This is a genomic window from Paenibacillus sp. Y951 (assembly GCF_056786395.1).
Window position 1 is genome coordinate 1 of sequence record NZ_JBXCIY010000029.1, and the last position, 26,039, is coordinate 26,039.

General features: G+C 37.2%; 34 protein-coding genes, 1 tRNA gene and 1 pseudogene. 10 read left to right on the forward strand and 26 right to left on the reverse strand.

What is annotated here, in order from left to right:
* Positions 1-430: 430 nt before the first annotated feature.
* The 6 genes and pseudogenes from AC1TPB_RS23350 to AC1TPB_RS23375 form a co-directional block, all read right to left on the reverse strand.
* The gene (locus AC1TPB_RS23350) at positions 431-1,183 is read right to left on the reverse strand and encodes an HNH endonuclease signature motif containing protein (protein ID WP_482078689.1); all 753 of its coding nucleotides are present in this window, start codon (positions 1,181-1,183) and stop codon (positions 431-433) included.
* Between the two features lie 58 nt (positions 1,184-1,241).
* Positions 1,242-1,889: a restriction endonuclease gene (locus tag AC1TPB_RS23355; protein ID WP_482078690.1), complete on the reverse strand. Its 648-nt coding sequence runs from the start codon at positions 1,887-1,889 to the stop codon at positions 1,242-1,244.
* Positions 1,890-1,925: 36 nt separating this feature from the next.
* Positions 1,926-2,249 carry a pyrophosphohydrolase domain-containing protein gene (locus AC1TPB_RS23360; RefSeq protein ID WP_482078691.1) on the reverse strand — a complete coding sequence of 108 codons (324 nt, stop codon included), beginning with the start codon at positions 2,247-2,249 and terminating at the stop codon, positions 1,926-1,928.
* On the reverse strand, positions 2,246-2,443 hold the full coding sequence (locus AC1TPB_RS23365) for a hypothetical protein (RefSeq protein WP_482078692.1): 198 nt from the start codon (positions 2,441-2,443) through the stop codon (positions 2,246-2,248). Before AC1TPB_RS23365 ends, AC1TPB_RS23360 begins: the two co-directional genes overlap by 4 nt.
* On the reverse strand, positions 2,436-2,681 hold the full coding sequence (locus AC1TPB_RS23370) for a hypothetical protein (protein ID WP_482078693.1): 246 nt from the start codon (positions 2,679-2,681) through the stop codon (positions 2,436-2,438). The genes AC1TPB_RS23365 and AC1TPB_RS23370 overlap by 8 nt, the downstream gene beginning before the upstream one ends.
* Positions 2,682-2,904: 223 nt before the next feature.
* A pseudogene (locus AC1TPB_RS23375) lies at positions 2,905-3,258 on the reverse strand (MFS transporter); the annotation flags it as partial.
* Positions 3,259-3,366: 108 nt separating this feature from the next.
* Here AC1TPB_RS23375 and AC1TPB_RS23380 point away from each other — a divergent pair.
* From AC1TPB_RS23380 to AC1TPB_RS23390, 3 genes are all read left to right on the forward strand, one after another.
* Positions 3,367-3,969 carry a TetR/AcrR family transcriptional regulator gene (locus AC1TPB_RS23380; protein WP_482078694.1) on the forward strand — a complete coding sequence of 201 codons (603 nt, stop codon included), beginning with the start codon at positions 3,367-3,369 and terminating at the stop codon, positions 3,967-3,969.
* A 112-nt stretch (positions 3,970-4,081) separates the two neighbouring features.
* A complete protein-coding gene (locus AC1TPB_RS23385) occupies positions 4,082-4,897 on the forward strand; it encodes an SDR family NAD(P)-dependent oxidoreductase (RefSeq protein WP_482063996.1) in 816 nt (271 codons plus the stop codon).
* Positions 4,878-5,444 carry an HXXEE domain-containing protein gene (locus tag AC1TPB_RS23390; RefSeq protein ID WP_482078695.1) on the forward strand — a complete coding sequence of 189 codons (567 nt, stop codon included), beginning with the start codon at positions 4,878-4,880 and terminating at the stop codon, positions 5,442-5,444. Before AC1TPB_RS23385 ends, AC1TPB_RS23390 begins: the two co-directional genes overlap by 20 nt.
* A 78-nt stretch (positions 5,445-5,522) precedes the next feature.
* Here the strand turns inward: AC1TPB_RS23390 and AC1TPB_RS23395 are convergent.
* A tRNA-Ala gene (locus AC1TPB_RS23395) sits at positions 5,523-5,593 on the reverse strand.
* A 358-nt stretch (positions 5,594-5,951) separates the two neighbouring features.
* On the opposite strand from AC1TPB_RS23395, the gene AC1TPB_RS23400 reads away from it, so the two are divergent.
* Positions 5,952-6,335, forward strand: coding sequence for a CcdC protein domain-containing protein (locus AC1TPB_RS23400; protein WP_482078717.1), 384 nt, complete (start codon positions 5,952-5,954; stop codon positions 6,333-6,335).
* Between the two features lie 205 nt (positions 6,336-6,540).
* On the opposite strand, the gene AC1TPB_RS23405 is transcribed toward AC1TPB_RS23400, so the two are convergent.
* From AC1TPB_RS23405 to metH, 7 genes are all read right to left on the reverse strand, one after another.
* Positions 6,541-7,203: a hypothetical protein gene (locus AC1TPB_RS23405; RefSeq protein ID WP_482078696.1), complete on the reverse strand. Its 663-nt coding sequence runs from the start codon at positions 7,201-7,203 to the stop codon at positions 6,541-6,543.
* 172 nt (positions 7,204-7,375) lie between these two features.
* Complete coding sequence (locus tag AC1TPB_RS23410) at positions 7,376-7,726, reverse strand: hypothetical protein (protein WP_482078697.1); 351 nt, start codon at positions 7,724-7,726, stop codon at positions 7,376-7,378.
* A 19-nt stretch (positions 7,727-7,745) separates the two neighbouring features.
* A complete protein-coding gene (locus tag AC1TPB_RS23415) occupies positions 7,746-7,916 on the reverse strand; it encodes a hypothetical protein (protein WP_482078698.1) in 171 nt (56 codons plus the stop codon).
* Between the two features lie 366 nt (positions 7,917-8,282).
* Complete coding sequence (locus AC1TPB_RS23420; RefSeq protein ID WP_482078699.1) at positions 8,283-9,521, reverse strand: DEAD/DEAH box helicase family protein; 1,239 nt, start codon at positions 9,519-9,521, stop codon at positions 8,283-8,285.
* On the reverse strand, positions 9,497-9,772 hold the full coding sequence (locus AC1TPB_RS23425) for a tyrosine-type recombinase/integrase (RefSeq protein ID WP_482078700.1): 276 nt from the start codon (positions 9,770-9,772) through the stop codon (positions 9,497-9,499). The genes AC1TPB_RS23420 and AC1TPB_RS23425 overlap by 25 nt, the downstream gene beginning before the upstream one ends.
* Positions 9,773-9,789: 17 nt before the next feature.
* Positions 9,790-10,185 (reverse strand): phage integrase SAM-like domain-containing protein, encoded by a 396-nt coding sequence (locus tag AC1TPB_RS23430; RefSeq protein WP_482078701.1) that lies wholly within the window; start codon positions 10,183-10,185, stop codon positions 9,790-9,792.
* A 177-nt stretch (positions 10,186-10,362) separates the two neighbouring features.
* Entirely contained in the window at positions 10,363-13,743 is a 3,381-nt protein-coding gene (gene metH / locus AC1TPB_RS23435) for a methionine synthase (RefSeq protein WP_482078718.1), read from the reverse strand.
* Between the two features lie 206 nt (positions 13,744-13,949).
* Between metH and AC1TPB_RS23440 the strand changes: the two genes are divergently transcribed.
* Positions 13,950-14,489, forward strand: a complete 540-nt coding sequence (locus tag AC1TPB_RS23440; protein ID WP_482078702.1) for a 1,2-dihydroxy-3-keto-5-methylthiopentene dioxygenase — start codon at positions 13,950-13,952, stop codon at positions 14,487-14,489.
* Between the two features lie 65 nt (positions 14,490-14,554).
* Here AC1TPB_RS23440 and AC1TPB_RS23445 read toward each other — a convergent pair whose 3' ends face one another.
* The 4 genes from AC1TPB_RS23445 to AC1TPB_RS23460 all read right to left on the reverse strand — a co-directional run bounded on the left by AC1TPB_RS23445 (position 14,555) and on the right by AC1TPB_RS23460 (position 16,730).
* Positions 14,555-15,337 carry an HAD family hydrolase gene (locus AC1TPB_RS23445; RefSeq protein ID WP_482078703.1) on the reverse strand — a complete coding sequence of 261 codons (783 nt, stop codon included), beginning with the start codon at positions 15,335-15,337 and terminating at the stop codon, positions 14,555-14,557.
* An 86-nt stretch (positions 15,338-15,423) separates the two neighbouring features.
* The gene (locus AC1TPB_RS23450) at positions 15,424-15,933 is read right to left on the reverse strand and encodes a hypothetical protein (protein ID WP_482078704.1); all 510 of its coding nucleotides are present in this window, start codon (positions 15,931-15,933) and stop codon (positions 15,424-15,426) included.
* A gap of 34 nt (positions 15,934-15,967) precedes the next feature.
* On the reverse strand, positions 15,968-16,174 hold the full coding sequence (locus AC1TPB_RS23455; RefSeq protein WP_482064083.1) for a DUF896 domain-containing protein: 207 nt from the start codon (positions 16,172-16,174) through the stop codon (positions 15,968-15,970).
* A gap of 166 nt (positions 16,175-16,340) precedes the next feature.
* Positions 16,341-16,730, reverse strand: coding sequence for a LysM peptidoglycan-binding domain-containing protein (locus AC1TPB_RS23460; protein WP_482078705.1), 390 nt, complete (start codon positions 16,728-16,730; stop codon positions 16,341-16,343).
* A 165-nt stretch (positions 16,731-16,895) separates the two neighbouring features.
* Here AC1TPB_RS23460 and lexA point away from each other — a divergent pair, with 165 nt between their 5' ends.
* The 3 genes from lexA to AC1TPB_RS23475 all read left to right on the forward strand — a co-directional run bounded on the left by lexA (position 16,896) and on the right by AC1TPB_RS23475 (position 19,861).
* On the forward strand, positions 16,896-17,525 hold the full coding sequence (gene lexA, locus AC1TPB_RS23465; RefSeq protein ID WP_482064081.1) for a transcriptional repressor LexA: 630 nt from the start codon (positions 16,896-16,898) through the stop codon (positions 17,523-17,525).
* Between the two features lie 237 nt (positions 17,526-17,762).
* Positions 17,763-18,512 carry an excalibur calcium-binding domain-containing protein gene (locus AC1TPB_RS23470; RefSeq protein ID WP_482078706.1) on the forward strand — a complete coding sequence of 250 codons (750 nt, stop codon included), beginning with the start codon at positions 17,763-17,765 and terminating at the stop codon, positions 18,510-18,512.
* A 218-nt stretch (positions 18,513-18,730) separates the two neighbouring features.
* On the forward strand, positions 18,731-19,861 hold the full coding sequence (locus tag AC1TPB_RS23475) for a polysaccharide deacetylase family protein (protein ID WP_482078707.1): 1,131 nt from the start codon (positions 18,731-18,733) through the stop codon (positions 19,859-19,861).
* A gap of 50 nt (positions 19,862-19,911) precedes the next feature.
* Here AC1TPB_RS23475 and AC1TPB_RS23480 read toward each other — a convergent pair whose 3' ends face one another.
* Positions 19,912-20,322, reverse strand: a complete 411-nt coding sequence (locus tag AC1TPB_RS23480) for a hypothetical protein (protein ID WP_482078708.1) — start codon at positions 20,320-20,322, stop codon at positions 19,912-19,914.
* 193 nt (positions 20,323-20,515) lie between these two features.
* Here AC1TPB_RS23480 and AC1TPB_RS23485 point away from each other — a divergent pair, with 193 nt between their 5' ends.
* Complete coding sequence (locus AC1TPB_RS23485) at positions 20,516-20,812, forward strand: phosphatidylinositol kinase (protein ID WP_482078709.1); 297 nt, start codon at positions 20,516-20,518, stop codon at positions 20,810-20,812.
* Between the two features lie 288 nt (positions 20,813-21,100).
* On the opposite strand, the gene AC1TPB_RS23490 is transcribed toward AC1TPB_RS23485, so the two are convergent.
* The 4 genes from AC1TPB_RS23490 to AC1TPB_RS23505 all read right to left on the reverse strand — a co-directional run bounded on the left by AC1TPB_RS23490 (position 21,101) and on the right by AC1TPB_RS23505 (position 23,205).
* Positions 21,101-22,012: a DUF4261 domain-containing protein gene (locus tag AC1TPB_RS23490; RefSeq protein ID WP_482078710.1), complete on the reverse strand. Its 912-nt coding sequence runs from the start codon at positions 22,010-22,012 to the stop codon at positions 21,101-21,103.
* Between the two features lie 454 nt (positions 22,013-22,466).
* Positions 22,467-22,649 (reverse strand): hypothetical protein, encoded by a 183-nt coding sequence (locus AC1TPB_RS23495; protein ID WP_482078711.1) that lies wholly within the window; start codon positions 22,647-22,649, stop codon positions 22,467-22,469.
* A 74-nt stretch (positions 22,650-22,723) separates the two neighbouring features.
* A complete protein-coding gene (locus AC1TPB_RS23500) occupies positions 22,724-23,050 on the reverse strand; it encodes a YolD-like family protein (RefSeq protein ID WP_482078712.1) in 327 nt (108 codons plus the stop codon).
* A complete protein-coding gene (locus AC1TPB_RS23505) occupies positions 23,047-23,205 on the reverse strand; it encodes a hypothetical protein (RefSeq protein ID WP_482078713.1) in 159 nt (52 codons plus the stop codon). The genes AC1TPB_RS23500 and AC1TPB_RS23505 overlap by 4 nt, the downstream gene beginning before the upstream one ends.
* Before the next feature lie 93 nt (positions 23,206-23,298).
* On the opposite strand from AC1TPB_RS23505, the gene AC1TPB_RS23510 reads away from it, so the two are divergent.
* Positions 23,299-23,697, forward strand: coding sequence for an early set domain-containing protein (locus tag AC1TPB_RS23510; RefSeq protein ID WP_482078714.1), 399 nt, complete (start codon positions 23,299-23,301; stop codon positions 23,695-23,697).
* Positions 23,698-23,926: 229 nt separating this feature from the next.
* Here the strand turns inward: AC1TPB_RS23510 and AC1TPB_RS23515 are convergent, their stop codons facing one another.
* Genes AC1TPB_RS23515 through AC1TPB_RS23525 form a run of 3 tightly spaced genes read right to left on the reverse strand, consistent with a single transcriptional unit; the run spans position 23,927 to position 25,558 of the window.
* Positions 23,927-24,085 (reverse strand): hypothetical protein, encoded by a 159-nt coding sequence (locus AC1TPB_RS23515; RefSeq protein ID WP_482078715.1) that lies wholly within the window; start codon positions 24,083-24,085, stop codon positions 23,927-23,929.
* Positions 24,082-25,329, reverse strand: a complete 1,248-nt coding sequence (locus AC1TPB_RS23520) for a DNA polymerase IV (protein ID WP_482078719.1) — start codon at positions 25,327-25,329, stop codon at positions 24,082-24,084. The genes AC1TPB_RS23515 and AC1TPB_RS23520 overlap by 4 nt, the downstream gene beginning before the upstream one ends.
* A 13-nt stretch (positions 25,330-25,342) precedes the next feature.
* Entirely contained in the window at positions 25,343-25,558 is a 216-nt protein-coding gene (locus tag AC1TPB_RS23525; RefSeq protein WP_482078716.1) for a hypothetical protein, read from the reverse strand.
* Positions 25,559-26,039 lie beyond the last annotated feature (481 nt).

A 26,039-nucleotide genomic window follows, 5' to 3' on the forward strand; every position in this document is an offset into this window, starting at 1 on the left:
ACTTTCGTCGATACGCTTCTACGCACAGATTTCGCCATACGCAGGTATCCCAGCTACGAAGGTGGCTTGGTCCCTCCTTCGGTTGGACTTTCACCAACTAGATAATGCGTGCCTCTGGGCACGCCACACAAAAAAGAACCAAATTATGTTGGCTCCTTTATCATTAGTCTTAATTTCTATTTCAGTATACTACTATACACTCATGTAAAGATTCTTCTCAGCTATTACAGCTTCAGTTGTTAGGAACATTCCTTATACGTTAAATGTGTTGATAGCTCAAACCCCTTGTTATATCTACGTTTCATTCACAATTATTAAGCAACTACTACTTCCCAACATTTATCAATATTCTTCATTATAAAGTAGTGGTAGCTAGTTGTGAAGTAGTATATAAACCATGAAAAGAAATCCGAATTCAAAATAGAATACATCATACTTCAATTACTATACCATTATTACAATCAATTACATTTAATCCCATCATAGTACAATAGTCTGTTTTGCTACTGTTCTTTTCGTTTCCTATTGTTATTTTAGAAGGTGTAAGATTTATATAATGACCTTTATAATAGAGCTTAGACTTTACCTCCACATATTCTTTTTCTGGATTAACAACTAGTTCCATAAAAACCTTATTTTTTTTTGAGCTTATTTTTAGTTTACCTCCAGAATACTGTATATCCCAAATATTCTTATCTTTAATATGAGCAAACCACTCATTCTCAATAATTTCTGCAATTAAATTTGAGTCTTTATCAAAAAATTTAGCATTCATGACCGCATTGTTGTTCTCATCTTTGGTGATAGATATAAGTGGTACTTCATTTATTACAAACAAGTTAGGTACTCTTATAAACTTTGAATCACCTATTTTAAATATAAGTGATTCATATGCTCCTAAAAAAAAGTCATCTTTTAGATTTTCTTGATTCATGTTAAAAGGTTTATTCTTAAATTTATAAAGTTGCGTAGCGGTAATCATTCTTCTGTCTGCTTTATAATGATGTGTAGGGCATAATGCAATAAGATTATCTTTACTATGACATTTTACAATATGAAAAGGCTCAATATGATGATACTCTATAATAGGAATTCCACATACCACACATCCAAAAAATGCTTCTCTTCTTATTGTTCTTTTTAATTCAGAATCAATATGTCTTTCTACTTGCTCTATACTCATTTTTACCTCCTATAATCTTAATACTTGTGTGTTTGTAATTCTTCCTATATGAGAATACTTATTTATCCATAACTTTCTTTACATAACGCTCTGCCTTATAGTCTTTTCTAATCTCATGAAGCACATTGTTTCCCGCTTCACTCCACGATTCCAATATCATTCTCGGTTCAGCTTCAATCCTATCCTTCACCGACCGCAAATTCCCATTTCTTAAATCATCAATCATGTTTATCAAATCAGAACGATCTAATAACTTCACATGGTTTATCCCCGCTAAGGTTTCACAAGGTTCAGTAAACTTAGCAGAAGCAATCACAATAGCTTTCTTAGCCTTATAGTACCTCATACAAGAGAACACTTCTTGAACAGCACTTATTCCTACTGGATTTTCAATAGCATATCTTTTAGCCTGTACAACATTTCGTATACCTTCTCTGTCAGTAAAAACAACATCTGCTCCAAAATCTCTACTGTTGGTTGTTTTATAAACACCAGTATAACCTAGCTCCAACAATAGCCTGTAAAGATACATTTCAAACTCACTACCATCTGCCATCCTATCAATAGCATGAATATCAATTGATTTCAAATCATAATCATCATCAACAGTTTGAATGAAAGTTTTCTTTGGTTTATCGTATATCTTGAAGATAATAAACCCTATTGTACAAACAATTATTAATATACCTACCATTATGTAGCTCATTAATGTTTTTCACTCCTGTTTGTAGTTGATTAACTGCTACTCACTTACTGATTCAAGAAAGACTTTATCTCTAAATCCACCACGCTTTTCATTCTTAGCTTTGACTATCTCAAGGAAGTGTTGTTCACTTACACCTTTAGCTGACACTAATGAACTCAACACCTCATACAAATCTGCTAGTTCTTCTATCAGCTCATTATCACTCTTAGCTCCATGAACTTCATTCATTTCCTCAACTAACTTATCCTTTAACGCTTGTTCATAAGCTACATGATCTAGTATTTTCACTTCACATGTTTTTCCGCTTGCTTCAATTATCTGAGGTATCTTATCACGTACTAACTTGTTATAAACAATCATAGCTTCAAGCTCCTTATAAATGTTTTATAGAATGTATCTGTCATCGGATTATAGCCACGAATCCCTTCCCATGTTGCTCCACCTAGAACAACCTTTACATCCTCATACACCTTTAAGATGTTCTTTCTTCTTGCTATTGGTGTCTTACCAAGCTTCTCAACAAGCTTGTTTGAGATGGGATGTTTACTAGACAATACGCTCCATTGCCGTCCTTCTGCCTTGAATACTCATTTGAGGCATATTGTTCTTCAAGCGTTCATGATATAAATCAAAAAAGGATTCTGCTAACATATCCATAGACACATAATCCTTGTCCATTGTTGAGAATTTGATAAGAGCTTGTCCAAGAGCAATCTTATAGGTAGCTGTATTAAGTCCATAGAAAATGACAGCTCTCCAATAGTCTTTCTCATCAAATTGTCTACTACTCAAATCTGTCACCTCCTACTAAATACGAATAACACCAACAATAACTAATTCCAATTTTATGTTAATTATACTACATTAAAGAAAAAAGGCACTAGTAGAGAACAATGTCTACTAATGCCTAGGCTATGTTAAATCTTAATGTTGATTTTCAACCTTAATTAAAACGCCCTACGTAGAGAGTGTTATTGAGCTATCGTTCTCCGTTAGCGTAAAGCTTACCGGGTTGTGGCCCTTCATGGAGCAGCCCAGTATAGATGGGTGCAAGACCGAGACCTACCAGAATGAATCCAATCAGTAATAGCGGAGTAGGCACTGGAAGCAAGATGATAATTCCGCCTACAATGAAAACGAGCTGACCTAAGCGGATTAACACACAGTTTAGAACCTTCAGCGTTATAAAGCCAGTAATAAACCTTCACACTGTAATTCCTCCCATATTATAAAGATATCCACCAGGCTACCGTCTCAGCCGTAACATCTCTTGCACCAACCAAATAACTGGCTCCCCATAACCCTACCGTTGCTTCAACCCCACAATACAAAAAAACGTGATAAGGGTTAGTTTGACACCTCTGATGCGAAACACACCCATTCTGACCCCCTCTTGACAAAGGACTGAACATAAGACAAAATTTGAGTATATACTCAAATAAAATGATATTCGTATTCAAAGGGAGGACATATTATTTTGCCAATAAAAGAGGACAAGGAATCCAAGAAGGAGCTTATTCTTAAGGCAGCACTGAAGCTTTTCTCGCAAAAAGGCTTTCATGCTACCACGACCAAAGAAATCGCGAATGAGTGCGGCGTTGCGGAAGGACTTATTTTCTACTATTTCGGCGATAAACGGAAACTTTTACTCGATCTTGTGAACAATTTTTCTTTTGCGTTGCGAATACAGGAGGAGAAAGAAAAGCTTGCGCAACTGCCGCTGGAGGAAGCGCTCGTTCATTACGGGATGAGATACCTAAATTTTCTGAAGGAAAATTTAGATTACATTATGCTTATTTGGTCTCCAGAAATGATTCAGGATGAAACGGTATCCCAAGGGGTGCTTCATCTGATCAAGAATATCGGTACAATTGGCAGTATCACACTTAACAATGGAACTTCAAGTGAGCAATGGGATGAAGGTTCTTATGAAGTTGCCATGATATCGCTCACGTCATCTATTCTCGTATACGTTATTATCCGTTCCCGCTTTGGACACAACGTTTTCATGCTCGAAGAAGAGCCATACATTCGCCATCTTGTGCATTTGCTGTTGCATGGCCTGATCGTACAACAATAGCTAAAATATAGCTGATTGCAGTTGTCTATAATGAAACAGTCCACGGCAGCCATTCTTTTTTCCTCTAATTTAAGTGAGTACTCAATTAATTATTATTTAGGAGTGAAATGATATGGGTACATTTATCGAATCATATGGCTCATGGGCCTTAATAACTGGAGCATCCTCCGGTATTGGCGCCGAATTTGCCAAGCAACTTGCAAGTCGCGGGATGAATCTGGTATTGGTTGCACGCCGTGAAGACAAGCTGAATGAATTGGCACAGACTTTAGTTAAGGAGCATGGAGTAGAGATAAAAGTAGCCGCCGTTGACTTAACTCGGCCAGATTTTTTAACTGGGATCCTTGCTATAACAGATACGATTGAAATTGGCTTATTAGTCAATTGCGCAGGATTCAGCATCACGGGTGCATTTTTGAATAACGATATACAGAAAGAATTGGATATGCTGCATGTCAATTGTTTAGCGCCTATTCTATTGGCCTATACGTTCGGCAAGCAAATGGCCGTTCGCAAGCGCGGAGGTATTGTTTTCGTTTCATCCAGTGTCGCTTTCAGTCCTGTGCCTTACTGGACACATTATTCCGCTACGAAAGTTCACAACGCTTATTTTGGAGAAGGTTTGTCATATGAATTGAAACATGAGGGAATCGATGTGCTAACCGTATGTCCTGGGGCAACGAAGACGGAATTTCAAGAGGTTGCAGGCATTAGTGACGTTGGAGCAATGAGTGCGTCATCCGTCGTCACAGCAGCCATACGTAACCTTGGGAAAAAATCACTTATTGTCCCAGGATGGCATAATCGATTCTTATATGCAGGCGTCAGTAAGCTTCTGCCCAAGAGGTTGAAGCTACGTTTCTTCGCCTACGTTATCCGTACAATGCAACGAAAGGAAGGCGATGATAATGTTATGGTACATAAATGAACTTATCAGCACAAAAACCTTGATATGGTTGCTGCCGATCATATTTTTCATCCATGACGGAGAAGAAATTGTGACGATAGAGAAGTGTCTGAGGGTAAATAAGGACCATCCTTTTTTAGCTATGGGAAACCGCCTGATTAATTGGGAAAAGCGCATCACATTTCAATTTACGTTTGCGGTATTGCTGCTCGGTTCGTTTCTTAGTTTAATAACATACTTGGCTATAAAAGATTTCGACAGTAACGGCAAACTAAATATGCTGTTTGTTGGAATCGTTGCCGTGATTTTGCTGGATGGTATTAAACATCTTGGGGTGACCATTGCATTAAAAATGTACTCTCCAGGTGTCATCACAGCATCGTTACTTGAAATCCCCTATTCCACGTATACCCTTTATAGATTATTCGACGCAGCTGTGATAGATGTAGTGACGTTTCTGATAGGTACTGTTATCGCGCTACTACTCATCCTTTTCTTGGTATGGTTCGGTCTTACACTTGGAAGAATGGTTGCACCACGTCAACAAGAGTCTAAGCGTGTAATTTGACCAAATATTGAGATCATTCTTAAATGTAAACTTATCTTATAACCCTGCCATATCGTAGAGATAATATCCAAAACCATTTAGGAAAGGGGGATCAAACCCCTAACCTCTATACTGCCAGTGTAGCGCTCTGCCAGCTGAGCAATGACCCCGTGCAAATTGTCTTACTTTTTGAATAGTTTTTTCGAGTGTGTAACCAACAAGAGGTGTGCTCCAAGCTGAGCTAAGCCCCTCCTTCTAGCAACTGAGCGAACCTGTCACATCTCATACTAGTGAGTGACTATAGTAACATGGAATTGTTGACAAAGGTTACTATATCTCTCCTAATAAAGGGCGATATTATCAGGGTGCAAACGAAAAACAAGACTTAATCGTCTAACAATAAGCGAACAAGGAGAATGAAAAGTGAACGGATTAACCATTTATGGATTCATGGTTGTGATTTTAGGGTTAGTATTTTGGAGGCGCACTAGGGCGATGTTTCGCCCGATTTAAGGGTCGGGGATCAAAATTTTCCTCCCGATACTCTATTTATTTCCGGTGATTTCTATGTTTTCACAACTTCCATTCCACTTGAAAATTCGGGAAATTGGCGTAGCATCTTTGATCGGGGTATTACTGGCAGTTCCTCTTATGTTGACTACCAACTATGAAATTCGTCAGGACGGACAGATTTATGCACAAAAAAATAAATCCTTTTTTATCGTTTTGATTGCAGTTGTGGTGATTCGATTCGTAGCAAGACAATATTTTTCTGGCATGGATCCAACAAGTCTAGGTATGCTTTTCTTTATAGTTGCTTTTAGCTATGTAGTACCTTGGAGAATTGCTTCCTTTATTAAATTTAGAAAGGTAAAACTGTTACAGGCTCTTGGCGAAGTGACTTCTTCCTAAAAATTATATTACCAGAATACGGTTGTGATTATTTTGCTAAACTGCCCGTTAGCTTAATGAAAACAAGGAGCAGCTGCAGCGTGATATACTCCTTATTCGAGTGAACTATCGTTCCCCGTTAGGAGTTCAATCCCGAAATGCTCCTGTTAAATGAGGTCGAACAGCCGATGCGTGAACACTTTGTTATCAGATGTCACATGACGTCTTAGTCAAACCTAAAAATCTTCCAGCCCGCTGCAGTTTCCGTTGCAATAATATTAATATTACCAATGATTTTACTTCGGTTTAAAAAATATACAGTTACTAGGTCGACAGATGTTCTTATGCTAAATTCTTCTTTTATTGTGTTTGATCTTTGTTCTAGATCTCTATCTACTAAGAGAATTGCCTCAATTTCTTCTCTCTGTTCCCACAAGCCTAGATATCCTTGGTTTTCAACTAAATTTGGATCTAGTGTGGTTGTTAGTTTTTGATAATCACTTTTTTCTATGGCTTCAAAATAATTCTCCACCAATTCTTGCATTTGTTTATTTATTAAAGGATCAATACGAATATTATGATCATTTCCGAATAGAATTCTTAGATTCGAAGCGACTACATTATTTAATCGTGCATTTTCTTGCTGTAATTCATCAATTTTGCTTGTGTAGTCACTGAAGTCAGTAATAATTTGTGACAGAAGTTTCTGATTTTCTTGTTTTAAATTATCAATATTTTGATTTAAGGCTAAACCTGTTTTATTTTGATTCTCGATTTCATTATTAAGTTGTTCAATTTTTGTCGCCATTTCTGATTGTTTGAATGTGAGAAAACCCATTAATAACATAAAAAAAACAAAAAACGAGATTGACCAAATACGTTTCTTCATATTTCTCGCTCCTTTCATGTGATTTCTGATAACGTTCAGGTATTCACGAACTTCCGAAGGAAGTTGTCACTTGAATCTACTACACTGTCTAATGCATCACTGTGACCATACCCAATATTTTTATTTCTTAACACTCTTTTACATTTTATATCAAAACAGAACAGTACACCACTTAAATGTGATGTACTGTTAGAAAATCATATATAAGGTACTGTGAATCAAGATACGCTTGCTCAATATCATCTCTGCTTGCCTTGAAATTACTGCGGAACGTGTTCCACTGTGCCTGTGTAAGCAATAACTTGATTATGTTCTCATTATTTTTCTCTTTGGCTATCTTGATTAACTCAATGTAACCCTTATCGCCTGTGCTTGTTTCAACCGTCTTATCATGGAAATAAGAGTAGGTTAAACAAGGGATGAACATTTCCTTTTTCAATCGCTCAACGATCAAGTCATGATTCAGATTAGCAAGTTTCATCTCATCCTTTTGTTGGAAGTACATTTTCACTTTAACATTCATATGATAAATCTTATTGAACTCACCATACAGATAAGACCATCTTATCAGCCATCACTAGATAGTTTCCAACACAACCTTGTCTAAGAACCGTAACTATCATCTGTCTCTGACTTGATATTGGAAGATTATCAGTCAATCCCTCAATGATCTGAACCTTTTCCTCAATGACTTCTTCCTTATGCTCAATCATCTTAACTTGCTCTTACATATAAAAAAAGCACACCACAGTAAGTGATATGCTCCGAAAATTTTAATTATTCTTGGGGACGCTGCGATTTCAAATTGAGCAGTTGTATCTTTCGCTTCGCTCTAGATACTTAACTGCGCAATTATAAAATACGCTTTTCGTCCGTCCCCAACCCCCTCAACGAACGGTGTATTCTTTTTTGGTCACTTTTGACCATTCACTATATAAAACAGGTTAAAATTCGACCAAGTCGAGACTACATTAACTTATACGAACCATCATATTGTTTAACCAATGCTTTAACTATCCATGCGTTCTTGTCACCTTTCCCCTTTTTTCTGCTATCTATTTTATCTAAACGGTAAGAGGTCATTTTTTTTCCAACTCTTTATTGATAGTTGTAAAAGTCATCGCCACGTTCTTTCCTCTTACTAAATTCAACTCTTTAGCAAAATTATCTTTATTCGGCTTATTCTCAATAATAATCTTATTTTCATAATAATGTGACAAAAAGTTAGATGTTGAAGTAGACAAGTATCTATCATGTAATATTGAGTTATCTTTACCAAACAAATTATCCATATACTGCATGTAACCGTTTGGTAGCTCTTTTATACTCTCGATGATTCTTTTTCTATAGTATTTTTTTGTGTAAACTTCTTTGCTGTTTATTTGAAGAAAATTAGAATGAATCAGACTCCTTGTTATATTCTTTATATCCTGTCGTAACATTCCATCATTTCTTTTTTGTATAAGCAACTTAATACTATCACTATCTTTCGTCAATCGTTTCCTTCCAATACATTGAATCAATGTGTCAATATCTGCAATTATGCTATCTAACTCATCATCTTTGATATTAAGACCAGCATCAAGAGTGTTGGTGGTAAACAAAAATGTGTCTTCAAATTTCGAATTTTCAATTAGATAATCTCGTTTACTAATGTCCATTTTTTTAGCATACTTCTCGTTCCCATCGCTACAAACAAACATACTATGCTCTTTATATTTTTTATATAACTCATAACTTCTCTCAGCAGAGTCTATAAACACTATAGTTTTTGAACCTTTTTCAAGTTGAGAATCTAGCACATTATGTAGTTCACTTATATCATAATAGTAACTAATATCCTTAATAAACTCATACGAAAGAGGAATTTCATACTTTTTCATCTCTATTTTCAAATCATCTTCTAAATAAGAGCGAATAAACCCATCGCTTGCACTCATTAAAATCAGCACAAATTCCTCTTTTTGTTCTAGTATTGCCTCCAATGCAACATCAGTATATATATTGAAACTAGAATCATTTGAGAAATAATGATACTCATCGCAAACAATATACTTGTAATCTTTTAGGTTAATTTCTTCTTCATTTATCACACTTGTTTGATAGGTTTGATAAGTCATGTAAGTAATTACATCGTCCTTCCCATCTGCTAGTGCTTCATTATTAAATTGATTTTTTGTATTTTTTCTGTGGATAAAGAACAATATTTTTTCATTCTCTTCTTTTGCCTTTTCATAGAGTTCATTCTTTATAAAGTTACTCTTCCCTCTTCCTGTTCCTGCTGTAATAGTGATTACATCACCTTTTTTCCATTCCAAGACTGAAAAAGAGGAAAACCTCCAAACTCTTCAATTTCAATTAATAACTTCTTCAAAAGCATAGCGATTTTATTTGAGAATGGAACCGACCTTATTTTCCGTTGCTTAGTTTTTCTAAAGGTTATTATTTGAGCTTCAAAATCAATATCTTCTTTGGTAATTGATAATGTTTCCCCTATTCTACCAAACGTATCATTTAACACGTGGGTAAATACATAATCACGAAATTCTGTATACTTGTCTAAGTTCATAACTTTCAAGAAAGTATCTATTTCCTCAACTGATAAAAATCTATTTTCTTCTCATCAGTCTTTAAGTATTTCGTGTTTTTGAAGATATGATTGCAGAAACCTTCTTCCTTCAAAATTTTGAATGAACCTTTTGCATTGTTTAAGTAACTATTAACTGTTCCGCTCTGAAGTCCTCGAGTTATCAAATAATACATAAAGCCTTTCGCATCTTGTTCAGTCAATACTCTAATATTTTCAATCTTGTTTGCAATTAAGAAACTTTCCAAATGTCTGAAAAATTTCCTGTAATTCCGTATAGTCCCCTCTCTTGAACCTTCTAGTTCTTTATTTCTAATTACAATCGCCTTCGCTTCATCTAAGGTAACAACGTCTAATCCAATATTTTTTTGTGATACCTTACGTTTTCTAATCAAAATAAAAACCTTCCCTTCATTTGAATGTTAATCAAATAAAAGAAAGGTTTATATTAATTAGCGTAGGTTACATATACGTTATTCATCAAATTCTACAGATGGCTTCATCTGAGAAAAATATGAATAACATAGATTTCCTATAAACTTACTATACCTTTTCAGAAACCCTTGTAAACATTAAGCTTTATCAACATTGAAGTACTGCGCTTCAGGATGAGCAAACACCATTGCTGATACAGAAGCTTCAGGCTCCATCATAAATTCTTCCGTAAGCAACATTCCAATATCCTCAGGCTTCATTAATTCAAATAACGGGCCTTGATCATCAAGATTAGGACATGCTGGATAACCGAATGACACTCGAATTCCTTGATAACGCGCACCGAAGCGTTTTTTCATCGTCATATCAAGCGGATCTGGATAACCCCAAATATCACGCATCATATGATGAACCTTCTCAGCAAGACCTTCTGCCGTTTCAAGCGCACACGCCTGTACTGCATGTGATTTCAAGTAGTCCCCTTTATCCTTCCATGCAGCAGAAATATCGGTAATTCCTTTGCCAGCTGTAACGACGATAAATCCTACATAGTCCATAATGCCACTTTCAACCGATTTCAGGAAATCTGCAAGACATAAATACGGCTCAACTTGCTGACGCGGGAATGTAAACCTTTTAATTTCCTTACTATGGTCTTCAGGATCATAAATAATAATATCATTGCCAGAGCCCTGGGCAGGGAAGAAACGATACATCCCGTTCGCTTCTAAGAAGCCTTCCTCGATTCCTTGAGCAAAAATGCTGTCTACCGTTTCCTTCAGCTGAGTTGTTCTGTTATCCCCTGCTTCAAGCAGCTTATCGACCTGCCCCTTAACACCAAGATGATGTCCAAGCAGCATTTGCATATTTACATAAGGCAATACTTGATTGATCGGAATATTACGCAATATATGACGATCTGTATCTGGTGGAATAAAGACTGGTGTATCTTGAGATATATTAGATCTCACTGCTCTAGTCATTGTAGGTAATTTCTTTTCCGTCTCTACTTCATTTGCAAGCGCCTCGCGAATTTGCACAAACTCTTCTTCAACGACAGCACGTAATTCTGGCGTCGTCAATTTATTAGCAATATCGAGCCCATCCATCGCATCTTTGGCGTATATAACAAGCCCATCATATTCCGGTAATATACGTGTTCTTGTAAATTTTCGCGTTAACGCTGCACCACCAACCATAATTGGCGCATCAATTCCAGCTGCACGTAAATCCTGTGCTGTAATGATCATCTGTTGAGCAGATTTCACTAATAAACCTGATAGACCAATAGCATCTGCCTTTTCTTCACGATATGCTTCAATAATGCGATCTGGTGGTACTTTAATACCTAGATTAATAATTTTGTAGCCATTATTAGATAGAATAATTTCAACTAAGTTTTTGCCGATATCATGCACATCACCTTTAACGGTAGCAAGAATGATTTTCCCCTTAATTGCAGATTCGGTTTTCTCCATAAATTGCTCAAGATGCGTCACGGAAGCCTTCATCACTTCCGCACTTTGCAATACTTCAGCAACAATAAGCTCATTGTTATTGAATAGTCTGCCGACTTCAGCCATACCAGCCATAAGTGGACCATTAATAATATCAAGTGGCAAATATTTCTCGCGAGCTAATTCAAGGTCAACAATTAGACCTTCCTTCGTGCCCTCAACGATATAAGATGAAAGACGCTCCTCTAATGATAAATTAGAAAGCTTTTCAACCTTTTCGACCTTCTTATGACGGAATGCAGCTACAAACGCCGCTAACGTCTCATCATTCGTGTTATATATTAATTGTTCTGCTAATTCACGCTCTTCCGCAGAGATTGAAGCATAGCGCTCTAGCTTTTCCGTATTAACAATCGCATAATCAAGTCCTGATTTCGTTGCATGATACAAGTAAACAGAGTTCAACACTTCACGACCAGCATCAGGCAATCCGAATGAGATGTTACTTAATCCAAGAATCGTCTTCGTACGTGGATATTTCTCCTTGATCATCCGAATACCTTCAAGTGTCTCGACAGCTGAACCAATATATTGCGGATCACCAGAACCAACTGGGAACATATTCGGGTCAAATATAATATCTTCTTCGTTCAAACCGTATTTATTCACAAGCAAATCATAAGCACGATCCGCAACTTCTAGCTTCGCTTCACGCGTTATAGCCTGTCCGCGTTCATCAATAAGAATCATAACAACCGCCGCGCCATAACGATGAATTAATGGTACGATCGCCTCGAATTTAATCTCACCATCTTCAAGGTTAATGGAGTTAATAATCGCTTTACCTTGAGAGTATTTCAGACCTAGTTCAATAATATGATCATATGTGGAATCAATCATAATTGGCGCTTTAATCTTCTTCATTACTTGCGGTAGGAAGTTATGAACGGCATACTCCTCATCAATATCCGTGTCCTGCAAGTTGATATCAATGACATGAGCACCATTCTTCACCTGTGCACGCGCGATTTCTGAAGCTTCGTCAAATTTTTCTTCTTTGATAAGTCGTTTAAATTTGCGAGAACCAGAAATGTTTGTACGCTCACCAATCATAATTGGGCGATTATCCGCTTCAATAAATACAGTATCGATCCCTGAGACAGCGTCAGAATGATCACCGGTTTGTGGACGAGGCTCATATTTGGCAAGAACTTTTACCAGTTCTTCGATATGTGCTGGCGTACTACCACAGCAACCACCTGCAATATTCAACCACCCTTGCTTCGCAAAATCTTCGATTTTATGAGCTAGTGATTGCGGTGTCTCATGATATAGACCATTTTCATCAGGCAATCCAGCGTTCGGATAACATGATACTGCAGTGCGAGCAATATCGCTTAAAGAACGAATATGATCACGCATGAATTCTGGACCTGTCGCACAGTTTAAGCCAATAGATATCGGTTTCAAATGCTCTAAAGAAATATAGAAGGACTCTATACTTTGTCCAGCTAACGTTGTTCCCATCGGCTCGATCGTTCCCGAGATCATTAGCGGCAATGTAATCCCTGTTGTTTCGAATGCTTGTCTAATACCTACACTAGCTGCCTTAACGTTAAGTGTATCCTGCGAAGTTTCAAGTAAAATAACATCTACGCCGCCTTCAATTAACGCAACAGTTTGCACATAGTAACTATCTATTAATGCATCAAACGTAACCCCTCCCGTTACAGAAAGAGTTTTCGTTGTTGGACCTAGCGCGCCTGCAACAAAACGCGGTTTTTCTGGCGTACTATATTTGATAGCAGCATCCTTTGCTAGCTTTGCTGCTGCTAAATTAATTTCTCTTGCCTTATCTTGTATATCATAATCGGCTAGTACAACGCTTGTAGCGCCAAATGTATTCGTCTCAATAATATCAGCACCAGCGGCTAAATATTGCTCATGAATAGACTGAATGACATCCGGTCTCGTTAATACAAGCATCTCATTACAGCCATCTAATTCAGCGCCACCGAAGTCATCCTCAGTCAAATCAACCTGCTGAATCATCGTTCCCATTGCACCGTCTAATATAAGAATTCTCTTTTGAAGTTCTTCTTGAAGTTTGCTAATTAACAATTATATACACCCTTCCCAAAATCACTAACACAAATTTTATCAGAAATTCACCAAAGTTGAAAGGTAAATAATCGACAAGTACATCAATATCATTTATAATTATACGTATAAGAATTTAATTCCTATTGGAAAAGGTGGAATAATACATGGCTGAGATAAGAATTCGAAATACAGACGAACGTATTCAAGGAGAAGAAAACGTAGGCGCGTTCCTTGAACAACAAGGCGTAATCTATGAACATTGGGATGTTTCCAAGCTACGTGTTGGTCTACAAGAGAAGTTTGATCTTACTGATGAAGAGAAGCAAGAAATTCTTGCTACATTCGATGATGAAATCCGTGAAATTGCTGCTCGTCGTGGCTATCTAACTTGGGATGTTATTACATTATCAGAAGGTACTCCGAATCTTGAAGACTTACTCAAAAAATTCGAGAACGTTCATACACATACTGAAGATGAAGTTCGTGCAATAACTTCTGGTAAAGGAATCTTTATTATTAAAGGTACTGACGATGTAGGATATTTCGATGTTGAACTTGAAGCTGGGGACTTGATTTCTGTTCCTGAGAACATCCCTCACTTCTTCACATTAATGGATAACAAAAAAATAGTAGCTATTCGCTTATTTATAGAAACAGAAGGCTGGATTGCTCATCCGCATGAAGATCCTGCGTTCCAAAAATAATAATAACAAAAAAAAGCATCTGACCTACACATTTGTGTACATCAGATGCTTTTTCTATTAAGTAATTAAGCTAATACTTCGAATAAGTCATTCAAGCTAGTAATCGTATGTGTAGGAATAATATCATCATTGCGGTCTATACCGTGGCGATTAATCCAGACAGAAGTCATTCCAACTGTATTAGCGCCAAGAATATCCGTAGTTAATTTGTCTCCAACCATGATACAATCTTCTGCTTCTAGTTCTAAACGGCTTAGGGCATGTTGGAATATCGAAGCTCTAGGCTTGCCTTCCCCAAATTCACCAGAAATAATAATATGATCGAAATAAGGAATAAGCTGCGGAACACCTGCCAGCTTTTCACGTTGTAAATCAGGCGAACCATTCGTTAGAAGTAATAATTTATATTGATCCTTCAATTGATCTAATACTGCAAATGTTTCTTCATAGACGATAGGACGACTTCTGCGCTCTGCTGGGAACATTTCGCCTAATTTCTCACCTAGCTCTGCATTATCAATACCAAGTGCTGCTAGACCCTTCGTCCAAGCATCCGTACGATAGGAAGGTACAAATTGTTGAAGTTGACGGAATTCCTGTTGTTCTCCTTCAGCAAAACGAGCCCAAAGTCCTTCAAACGGATTAATACCGATCATTTTTGTGAACGGGAAAGCGTCAAAAGCTTCATAGATCGCTCTAGCTTCTTGGCGAACTGATTGTTCTAGCGCCTCTGGATCAACTCCAGTTTCTGCTTGGGCAAATTCACATGTAACACGAAATGCTTCTTTCACACTGCGATCATCCCACAGTAACGTATCATCCAAATCAAAAAGTACTGCCTTCTTCACGTCGGTTTCTCCCCTTAAGTCATGTTACTATCCCTATTCAAATCTATTCATACAATTTTTCATTACATAATTAATAATCACTAGCTCTACTCTGTAAATGTAATGTCATGTTTCTCAGCAAATTTCTTTAATGCTGCCGACATATCTTGCAATGGGAAGCGATTAAACAGCTTAGAGTATGTCCAACTACTACCATGGTTGGGAACGATAATGACATATCCACTTTGGATTTTAATTTCTTTAATAGCAGCAGCAAATAACTGCTTGTCCCCCATCATTCTGCGAGATTGAACATAGTCTTTTCCTATTGTTAGGTATGGTTTGCGGAAATAGAACAATGCTGCAAGTAAGAAGTAACTCACAATCGTTATCCAATACATCGTATTGAATTTAAATGTAGGATCCATCAGCATTAAAAAGTTGTACATACCAATAAATAGAACAAGTACTGCAGGTAAAATGTAATTTCGACCAGTAAAACGAGTTTCTTGTTTCTTCTCAACATTCATAACTAAATTTCCAGCACCTGATTTCTTGCGTGCTTTATTAACAGTAGCCATATTTTTCTTAACTTTTCTCTCCCAAGAACGCGACAATATAAATCCCCCTCTTAACTATTTGCATGAATATTTAGTTTAATACTGTTTTATTGTCACCTTGGTCATCATCATCAACTATCTCAATATTATCAAGTTGTTGTCTCATATTAGATCTAAAGTTGAGAAGATATTTTTTACGTAATTCTTCACGTTCCTTTGTCTCATCAGCTGTTAAACCTTCTGACTTATTTTTACGTGATAGCTCATTAATACGAGCAATCAATTTCTCCATATCCATTTCTTCCACTCCCTTCTAGCTAGCAATCCCATAATGTTGACATGAATTTCAAGGAGATGCAACTTCACATATTTCTTGATTTTAGAACAATAATTTCATTATAACAAAAAAGTCTATAAAGTTGCATCTTCTATCGATGAACTTTACAGACTAATATTCAAAATCATTATAATGAAGGTAATATTAATTGCTGACCAGGAGTAATAATCGTATTTTCTAACTGATTACGATCTTTAATAAGATATACAATATAGCTAATATCTGAAGTATTACTATAATGATGCTTCGCAATTTCCCAAAGTGTATCGCCAGCACCTACAGCGACAATCGTTTCACCATCCATCAGTGAATCACCATTTGTAGTCGAAGCTGTAGCACTGAACAAAAACAAACTCATTACAATAAGTGCAGTTAACGTAAGTATAAAAAACCCTTTACTGATCATCGATACCTTTGGTAGAGAAAACCGAACAGACTGCTTATGTACTTGAGTGTCTCTCTTACTGTTACTGGAACTTATATAACTGCGATATGCATATGGATTATACGTTGACATGAAAATCATCCCCCAAACGTTTGTTCTGTTTTTAGAATACACGAACAGACGTTCCGTGTCAATGGATTCCAATAAAAATACGAACATATATTCTTGAGAACTTATGTTTGTGCGAACTCGAGTTCTATGTTATAATTTGCCTAATAAAATGTGGAGATGATCTTGATGAAACAAATATCAAAGCGACAGCTATCTATATTAGATTTTATTAAGCAAGAAGTTAAAGACAAAGGTTATCCACCATCTGTTCGCGAAATTGCGGAAGCAGTTGGATTATTATCAAGTTCTACGGTTCATGGTCATTTGGATCGCCTAGAGAAAAAAGGATTTATTCGTCGTGATCCAACTAAGCCTCGTGCGATTGAAATTTTGGATCAAGATACAGTTGAAGAAGATAGTAATATCATTCCTTTTCCAGTTAAGCATATTCCTGTTATAGGTAAAGTTACTGCTGGTATACCGATTACCGCTACAGAGAACATTGAGGATTATTTCCCGCTATCTACTAATTTTGTTAGAGATAATAATGTGTTTATTCTAAATGTTGTCGGTGAAAGCATGATCGAAGCCGGAATACATAATGGAGATATGGTTATTGTTAGACAACAACAAACAGCTAACAATGGTGATATCGTTGTTGCTATGACTGAAGATGATGAAGCAACCGTCAAAACATTCTACCGCGAAAAAGATCATATTAGATTGCAACCAGAAAATTCTTCTATGGAGCCAATCCGATTGCAAAAAGTAACTATACTTGGTAAAGTAATCGGATTATTCCGTGATATGCATTGATTATCTAATTCTCATTATATGCATACTTTAATAGACCATCAGTTACTATGTAACTGATGGTCTATTTTTATTGAATTAAAAAATGAAAAATTTTAGCCTTTGCTTACGATGTAACTTTTCATTACAGCATGCCCTATCTAGAAGACTACGAAAAGTTTTAGCTTACGCTTTCGATGTAACTTTTCATCACAGCATGCCCTAACTAGAAGACTATGAAAAGTTTTAGGAGTGAGTATTTTGAAAAAATGGTTTATGTTATGTTCCCTTTTGCTTCTGTTATTGTTAACTGCTTGCGGAACTGATATAACAGCTCCATCCGTTGTTGATCAATCAGTGATTGATCAATCTAAGCATGAAGATGCAAGTAGTTCTCCTGAAGATGAGAACATGTCTCCAGTTGTCGAACTTGAGTACAATGTAGCTACTCCATCGCCAAGCGTCACACCAGTAACTACCACGCAAACGGAACCCGATGATTATGATTATATTCTTGAATTCCCTAGCGATAGCTATCCTGAAACCGCACTCCATATTTATAGCGCAATAGAAAATGGTCATTCAGATGTGTGTACTATCGACCGCGAAGGAGCAGATGGAAATCGTAAAAATTCTTTGGCAGGTATTGACACTATGAAAGGCTATGATCGCGATGAGTGGCCAATGGCAATGTGTGCAGAAGGTGGAGAAGGCGCTAGCGTAGCGTATATTAATCCAAGTGATAATCGAGGGGCTGGCAGTTGGGTCGGCCATCAATTATCTGCTTACGACAACGGTGAGAAAGTATTATTTATTGTAACAAAACCGAAAAATATATTTGGCAAAAATCCTACGGATACAGAAAGTAGTGCGACATCTATACCATCGAATATTGTATATAAAAACTGTACAGAAGTTCGTGAGGCAGGTGCTGCTCCAATTATGAAGGGTGATCCTGGTTACTCTGAGAAATTAGATCGTGATGGTGATGGAATAGCTTGTGAGGTTTAGTAGTAATTATTGAAATTTTCCAATAATTTATAACCTATAATTTGATTTCTAAGAGGGTCTTACATCATTGCGATGTAAGGCTCTTTTTTTTCTATAATTCGCAAACTTTTTTCCTCCCTCATACGTTTAGTATATAAGAGAACAACACACTGAATATTTAACCCATTCCTAACAATTTAAAGCATACTTCTCTGTGTTTTTACGAAAGGCGTGAAGTCATGTACATCCCTGATCAATCAACGACTACAAGAATGGTTACAATCAAGCAGAAGAAAAAAAGAAAACGACGACGACTTTTCGCACTAATATTATTCATTGCAATGATCATTCCCTTTTTCAGTATCCAATCGAAAGCTGTCCAACATTTTATTTTACCATTATTCTCACAATCTTCAGCGTTAACAGAATCTATTCATTCAGAGCAAACGTCAGACATTACATCGAATAAACAGCCAGAATCTAACGATACAGAACCACCTTCTGTACAAGAACCAGATAATTATGACGAAGTGAATGATGAGATTACGAATGAGATTACGAATGACCTAGCAACATCACCAACACCTACAATATCGCCTGAATCTACACCTGAAAACATAGAATTACCAGCGAGTACAGAGATACCTGAACTAGAACATAACAGTACAGAGCAAGAAACAACAAAAGTACCTACCGCTACTGAACCAGCACCAACAGAGCCTCCAACGGTTACTGAACCCGAATCTACCGAACAACCGATTCAACCATCTGATCCAGATGTTGCAACTAAAAAATATGTCGCACTAACGTTTGATGATGGTCCCGATACAAAGTATACTCCTGCTATTTTAGATATATTAAAACAATATAAAGTAAAAGCTACTTTCTTCGTTGTTGGAACACAAGTAGAAAAACTCGACTCCGTTCTTCAAAGAATTGTGGATGAAGGGCATTCCATAGGCAATCATTCTTATAATCATGCGGATTTGACTAAGCTTACTAGTGAAGAAATTGTTGCACAAATAGAGCGGGCTGATGAGTTAATAGAAGCTGCTATTGGTTTTAAGCCAGACTGGATTAGAGCCCCTTATGGAGCTGTTAATGATGTAGTTAGAGATGCTATGAAAAACGATAGTAGAAGTTTCGTGGGATGGAATGTAGACACTCGGGACTGGGCTGGAACATCAGTTGAAGAAATGAGGAAAATGATTAACGATAATACAAAGCCAGATAGTATCATTCTTATGCATTCATTTGGTGGTAAGCATATTAGTAATACGGTCGAACTACTCCCTTATATTATTCAAGATTTACAGGATAAAGGATTCACACTCGTTACTCTAGATGAGTTATATGGAACTAAGGCTTGAGCTTCAAGCCTTAGTTTTATTCTAATATCTAATATAGATTAAAGAACCTATCACTCTGCATTAGCACTAATTATTTGCGTATAAGGAATTTCAACATTTTCTACAACAGCTACAATATAAGACGCATCCGTTTCATAAAGCTTCGTGCCCACTGGTAGCATATTAGCTGTTCCACTTTGGTATTGCTTTGCCTTTGTTGAAGTTCTAGTTATTTCACCAATTTCCTTACCTAATGTGTATTCAAATTCAGTCTCCCCTGTTCTAGTTGCGTTAACATAAAAGCCCTCTTCATATTGGAAAAAGTCTCGATTAGGATTAGCTAACATCCCCTCAGCTGTTATTTCGTTAGAGGTACTTGTAGTAATCGTCGTGACTTGCTGATATGCACAACTAGTAAGCAGCAACAAAGAAATAATAATATACAAAGCATGCTTAAGCCGAAAATAAACAAACACTTTCATGAATAACCCACCTTAACATTAATTTACTATATTTTACATTAACACCTTTGAACATACAATGCTAAATTAACTTATGATTTGTACTTGCTTGATTTCCATTAAAATTTTCTTTTTATATTAATAGGCGAATGTCATGTGCATTATAGTTTCTAGACCATAGACTATTGTGAGTCAGATATTAAGGAGGCTAACAATGGAAAGTAATGGTTATGAAGAAATTTGTTGGAGTTGTATGAATAAATATGTCGGTATTCAAACTACAGACGGTAATTCATATGACGGATTTATTGCTCATGTCGATCAAGATTATGTCACACTTGCAATTCCTACAAATGAAATGGCAGATAGAATGACTGGTTTCCAAGAATACGAATCTACCTATAGACAATTTGGTTTTCATCCTGGCTTTTTTCCTAGACGCAGATTTTTCCAGCGTCGAGTTCCACTTTCAACGATCGGAGCTTTATTTTTACTCCCGTTTTTCTTTTAATCAGTCGAGAGGGGAATATCAAATCATTCCCCCTCTTATACTTAATCAATTAACTTCAAATGGTTATATCCGTCTAGAGCAAATTCAATTAACTTTCATATAATAGTTTTATCTGAATATGGAGGTGACTCCTATGGGTGTTGCTAGAAGAACTAAAGTTTTAAGAATTAGTCCTGGTCAAAGAGTACTTGTAATCGCTAAAAAACATCGTCGTCATCATTCCTAAGTAAACTAATATGTTGTAAACAGGGCGCCTTATAACAAGGCGCCCTGTTAGCAATTTATCGACTATTCGTCAGCTCTGCCCTGACGTCCCGCATAGTATGGCTGACCGGGATCAAGATCAATTACAACGCGGTGCGGAGCAGCCAGTGCATATTGATGCTCGCAACGCCAACGCATCTCCTCTGTAAAGCCTAACGTTTCGCCATCCGTAATAATATCGCCTTGATTAAACAAATAGTAAGAAAAATTTGTCAATATGTCGGCTACCTCAGAAGTATCCATATCATAGAAGTGGCATTGCACATCAGGAATGCCCAGTGCAGCGAGTCCAACGGAATCCATAAGACCTTCCTGACGGTTGCTTCCAGTGCCTTCAACATTATAAAAACGAACGTTCACTGCTCCGTATAAAAGTTCTCCTGCATCAACAGCAGTCAAAAACATGCGCGGCTCAACCAACTTTTTGCTTTCTCTAAAATAAATAGCATCACAAGGAGCAATTTCCAAAATTGCACGAAGCGCATTCGTATGTAGCTCCAATCTTCTCTTCGGTTCCAGTCCAGATGCCATCATATCGACGAGCATCAATGTGTAGCTACACTCCTGTAGAGTTTGGCCGGCTTCATTCCAATGCCAACTTTGCTGAACTGCTTCTTCATAGTCGGATATCGGGCGCGGACTCATACCTGTAATACTTGTTTGCGCAGGCATTTCTCCTTCTGAATATTCCACCATATAATTCAAATGAAAAAAATGAAGCATATCGCCCTGCTCCGGCTGCTCATAGGGTTCCCATACGGCCAGCGAGCCGCTCTTGTTATCTTCATTTTGCGGTTGATCTGTTTTTCCAGTATATTGCTCCATTTTGGCATAAAGTAGTTCGCGATCAAGTAACGGTTTTTCTTTGTACAGCAACTCAATCGCGTATACTCTCGCAAAACCAAAATCCTTCTGTTGTTCTATCATTTCATTCATAATGTACACTCCTTAATTTCATCTTCTCTTCTCGATCTTGCATTGACGCGTACAAGCTCCTCATCAAGTCTAAAGGAAAGGCTTCCCTCCCGCCATCATACCTTTTTCCTATTTTCACCAATAATGGCACTACCCCATAAAAAGAAAAACCCTCAATGCCAGTAGCATCAAGGGTTCCCCTTATTAATAATGAGTCAAATACTGATCAAGTTCCCATTGGTGAACTTGGGTGCGGTATAAGAACCACACCAATTTATAGCCTGTAACATCAGTGAGAATCCAGTATTATCAATGAATTCAAAATAGGTAACCAGTAACATTATGTTACGAACTGCAATGTTGGGGGACGATTTTGGGGACAATTTGAGAGAATGATTTTTAATTTTGAATGTTGTAATAAGATGAAGCGTATTTGAATAAGCCACTCCATCGAAGTGGCTTTGTTTGTATTAAACTAAGGTTTTTTCTTGCCCTTCGATATGCTTAAATCTTTTTCATTTCCATAAAAATCTCGGAGAATCTCATCTTTCACCTGCTCACTTAGTCTTGGATAAATATTGTTATATATATACCGATAAAACTCAGTCATTACCTTTGTTGAAGGTTTATTAACATTTGATATATTTTCTTGTTTCATCTTATACTCCATCGTAACTTTTACGAATCAATATTCACTAAAATTACAAGATATATAATAATTTTGAATTAACGTTAACTAAGAAGTTCTATTCCCTCAATATCACCAAGTATAAACCATTCGCCATCAACCTTAAATCTACCTATAGATCGGTCAATACGTTCCACTACACCTACAACCAATAACTCTTCATACAAGTGGTACACCTTAATTGTGATGGCTATACGTTGCCGTAGCGACTGTTGTAACGCATCATTAATTATATCTAACTCTTGATCGTCTAGATCAGTTCTCTTGCGCTGCTTTTGCTCCTGAGCTTTTTGTAAGATAGACCCTTTATGCTCAGGCAACATCATTCGGCTAGATTCCCATAAGCCGTTACCTTCTAACTTTATGCTCATTTGTAATGCCCTCCAATCATTTCAGCTCGCCGCAACGCTTGACCTGCAGCGGTGATAGACACAGCTCTAATGATGCTTGTATCTCCATATCTCAATTTGAGTGCATCCGTCACTTTTTCGAATGCCATCTTTTTGTCGTCGTCTGGGTTAAACAATGACATATTATAAGACCTAGAATTTGACAGGTATTTTTCCAGAAGAATATATGTTAAATTCTAGTGGAAATTAATAATAGAGGAGGAATAGTTTTGAAGAAAAAGTTAAGTTTTCTTGGTGCTGTTATATTAATGTGTTTGATCGTGATTCCCGTATCTGCGTCAGCTCTATCACCCACGGCATATGTTGGCTCCAAATACTCACATTCATTTGATGGAACCACGCTAACAGTCCAAGTATTCGCAGGTGATGTCAATAACCAGCCAGCAGCAAGTGGTCCCACTTTGGTGCAAATCACTTATGGATTCCCTACATCACCACCAACTGACTGGGTAACCCACACTATTCCTATGTCATTGGTTTCCTCAAGCCCATCTACAGGCTGGTATACGTATACTGTCAACCCTCCAACAGGGTCTACAGTAGGGGTTATTGAAGTGAAATTCCCCAATCACGTCATTGGTGGAAACGTTTGGTATCCAGTGCCTTGATTGCAAGGGATTAATTAATTAACTACGCTACAGCTCCTACCAAAATGGTGGGAGCCTTTTCTATTGTTTAGGAGGCTATACTGGCCTCTTTATCACCGACACCATGTTTGTGTGCTTCGAGTGATGTCGAATCGATGATCAAGTTTTCAAACCTTCGGAAACTTCTATATAAGGCATAGCAATACAACAATATATTCGGTTATTTATCAATAATGTCGTTCCGATTCCTTCAAGGAATCGGAACGACATTATAATCAAACTCTTGATCATCTAAATAGATTCTTTTTCTACGTTTTTGGTCCTGAGCTTTTTGTATAATTGATTCTTTATGTTCCGGCAACATCATACGTGTTTCCCACAATCCATTGCCTTCTAACTTTTTACTCACTTGTAATGTCCTCCAATCATTTCAGCGCGTCTCAATGCTTGACCTGCTGCAGTAATAGATACAGCTCTAATGATGCTTGTATCCCCGTATCTTAACTTGAGCGCATCCGTCACTTTTTCTAATGCCATTTTTTTATCTTGGTCCGGGTTAAACAAAGATAACTGATACTCATCGTCACCAGCCAACTTTGATAAGCTCACTCCCATCTGCCGTACAGGCAGACCATCCCAGTGACGATTTAACAATTCGACCGCTGCATGATAAACACTATTAGTAACATTAGTTGCATCATCTAGTTTTAACTGTCGGTTAAAGCCAGTTGGCATGTCATAATTAGCACCTTTGCATGAAACTGATACAACACACGCCATTAGCCCTTGACTGCGCACGCGTTGACATACAACCTCGGACAGCTCTAGTAAGATTATTTTGATCTCGTCTATTTTGCTGTAATCCCTCGGTAATGTCATCATGTTTCCGACTGATTTAGGAGCGTTTTGATGTGTACCTGGCGTGACTGGACTATCATCTATACCGTTTGCTATACGCCAATACAACTCTGCGTTAATATCTGAATTCTTGCCGAGCTTACGGCGTAATTTATTTTTAAACACATCTAGCGGAGTATTAGCCAATTCCCCTATCGTGTATATGCCCATTGACTGTAGATGTAGATTCATTTTCCTGCCGACCATAAACATTTTTTGAATTGGCAGCTGCCACAACGTTTGTTCAAGATCGTCTCTTAACAGAGTATACATACCTGATTTATTCTTTTTGGCATAATTATCACATGCTGTTTTGGCTAATATTTTATTTGTGCTAATGCCAAATCTCGTATAAATGCCAGTCGATAACTGTACTTGATGTTGTATCATTTGAGCTAACTCATCTGCGCTGCAATTATAAAAATTTAGACTGCCAGTAACATCCAAAAATTGCTCGTCAATTGAGTATGGCTCGACTAAATCAGTGAATGACTGATATATCTCAGTGATCTGCATTGATATCTTAATGTACATTTGCATACGTGGTCTAATTATCACGAGATCCGGACACCTTGCGACAGCTTCCCCTAGTCGTTGTTCGGTGCTTATACCAAACGATTTCGCTATTGGACAAGCCGCTAACACAATGCCTGATCGTCTTTCGGGATCTCCAGCAACAACTAGTGGACGATTAGCATATTCCGGATGCTCCATCTTTTCAACACTTGCATAAAATGACTGACAATCTGCAAGCATTATAACGCGTTGCTTACTCACAGACTTTAACTCCTTCTCTATGCTTAAAACTCATTAACTCTATGTCAACAATTCCTGATTTAAGAAACGACCTTACCTCTTGTGCCTTGTAACAGTACGCCATAAAACGCGCTTCACCAGCTACTAATATTTTCACGTTACGAATTGATACATTCTTTTTGCTATCGACGTAGATAAGTTGCGCTTCTTTTCCGATTAGCTCTTTCATCGAGATCCCTCCATAAGAACGTTTGTTCTTATTATATGCGAACAAACGTTCTTTATTCAATGATAATATTTTTATTTTAAAATTTGAAATGCAACCACTTCTCGGAAATATGAAATTACTGTATACTCTTCATAAAAATTGTGAGGTGCTGCTAGTGATATTAAAACTACATGGCAGAGACTTTTCTGTTCATGGCTACCCAGTGATCGAACGCGATTTTACATATGTTTACACAGTAGATATGGATCGCAACGTGTACAAGCTCACCTGGAAAACAGGTAATGAGCCAAATAACAAAAATACAATACTCGCTGTTTTACATCATAGTAAATAACAAATAAAGAAGCTACTCGTGATTAAACTGTACCCTTTGTAAAGGACATTTCAAAAAAAGCTAGCTAACTTGAAGAAGCTGTTGTCTGTACTTTGCAGGCGGCAGTTTTTTTAGGTTCCACTGCCCTCGAAAATGATTGTAATAGAT